Here is a 1,766-nt window from a genome sequence, read left to right as displayed (position 1 = left end):
GACGCCGACACCGCGCTGCTGTCGGCCGAGATCCGCCACCTCGGCGGGGCGTTCGCGCCGTCGGCCGCGCTCGAGGTCGCCGCCGATCGCGGGCTGCCGATCCCCGGCGCGGTCGGCGGCTTCGAGGCCGAGTACCTCGTCTACGGCGTCGGCATCGCCGTGCCCGAGACGATCGAGGCCGTCGTCGCCTCGCTCGGACGGCTGCTCTCGCGCATCGAGCCGTGGCGTGCCCCCGTCGAGTACCTGAACTTCGTCGAGCGTCGGACGACCGGGGCGCGGTTCTTCGGCGACGAGGGCCGGCTCGCGCGACTGCGCGCGATCAAGCACGCGGTCGACCCGACGGGGGTCATCCGATCGAACCACCCCGTCGGCCGCTGACGCGGCGACGCAGCGTACGGGCCCGGCGATCGCGCCGGGCCCGTACTCGTGCCGGCCCCGGGTCGGCGGGACGAATGGGTCTGTCGGTTCCGCGCCGAGGTTCCTAGGCTGGGGGACACGCGACGACGTCGTCGCCGGACCTGGGGGAGGGACGCATGACCGTTCACCATGAACTGCCCACCACGACCGATTTCTCGACACTGGCGGGCGAGCACCATCCCGCGATCACGATCTACGCGGCCACGTCGCCCGTGGTCAGCGAGCGCGAGCGCGCCGAGGTCGCCGTGAAGAGCGCGTTCGACGAGGCCATCGACCGGATCCGCAGCGACGGCGCCGATTCGGCCGAGGTCGACGCGCTCAAGGCCGAGCGCGACGCCGTGCTCGCCGACCGCTCGCTCTGGGCCGGGCTCTCCCGCTCGCTCGCGATCTTCGTCGCGCCGGGCTTCACCGACGTCTACGTGCTGCCGAACCGCCTCGACGACGCGATCCACGTGGGCTCCCACTTCGTGCTCGGACAGCTGCTCCGCGCGCCCAGCCAGGACCAGGAGGCCTTCGCGGTCACCCTGTCATCGAACGAGTGGGCGCTGTGGCATGCGCTTCCGACCGCGCGCGCCGAGCAGATGCCGCTCGACCCCGAACTGCCCCGCAACCTCGACGATGCGGCGAACCGCGAGGCCGGCGAGGGTCTGCGCCGTCGCAGCGGCGGCCACGGCGATCGGGGGACGAACGAGGGCGACCGGCGCCCCGAGATCCACGACCTCTACGCCAAGCGCGTCGCCGACGCGGTGTGGCGCGAACTCCAGGAGCACGACCCCGACGCGAAGGTGCCGTTGTTCGTCTTCGCCGCCGAGCCGCTGCTCACCTCGTTCCTCGACCGCGCCCACAACGGGCGGCGCGTGGTCGGCGTGCAGGGCGGGCCCGACCGGCTCGGCGCCGCCGAGATCGACGGGGAACTGCGCCAGCAGCTCGCGCAGCTCAACGTGAACGAGGCGAGGAATGCCCTCACCGGTCTCGCCGACGGCAGCGCCGGGCGCGTCGAGCGCGACCTCGCGGCCATCGGGCGGCTCGCCGCCGACGGCGCCGTCGAGCGGCTGTGGTTCGACTTCACGACCTCGGTCAACGGCACCCTCGACCACGAGTCGGGTGCGATCGAGTTCGCGACCGACCACGGCAACGGCGATGCGCTCTCCGACGGGCGGCGCGCCGGTGACCTCCTGCCCCAGATCGCGATGCTCGTCATCGCGCGCGGCGGCAAGGTCGTCACGGTGCGCGGCGACGACCTCGAGCACGCGGTGTGGAGCGGGCCCGCGATGGCGGAGCTGCGCTTCGCGCTGGCCTGATCCGGCCGCCCGCCCACGTCGGCCGCACTGCGCCGCGTGGGCGGCGTC

General features: G+C 73.7%; 2 protein-coding genes. Both read left to right on the top strand.

The window, feature by feature from the left end:
• Positions 1–378 (top strand): BBE domain-containing protein (locus tag ESO86_RS16395; protein WP_207207195.1); only part of this gene is annotated, 378 nt, incomplete at its 5' end.
• A 155-nt stretch (positions 379–533) separates the two neighbouring features.
• On the top strand, positions 534–1,718 hold the full coding sequence (locus tag ESO86_RS16390) for a hypothetical protein (RefSeq protein WP_129235897.1): 1,185 nt from the start codon (positions 534–536) through the stop codon (positions 1,716–1,718).
• Positions 1,719–1,766 lie beyond the last annotated feature (48 nt).

It is taken from the genome of Agromyces binzhouensis, from assembly GCF_004135055.1.
GTDB lineage: Bacteria > Actinomycetota > Actinomycetes > Actinomycetales > Microbacteriaceae > Agromyces > Agromyces binzhouensis.
This window is presented reverse-complemented; position numbering and strand designations above follow the sequence as displayed.

Coding starts and splice junctions, on each gene's coding strand:
- ESO86_RS16390 (WP_129235897.1), top strand. CDS start 534: ATGACCGTTCACCATGAACTGCCCACCACGACCGATTTCTCGACACTG.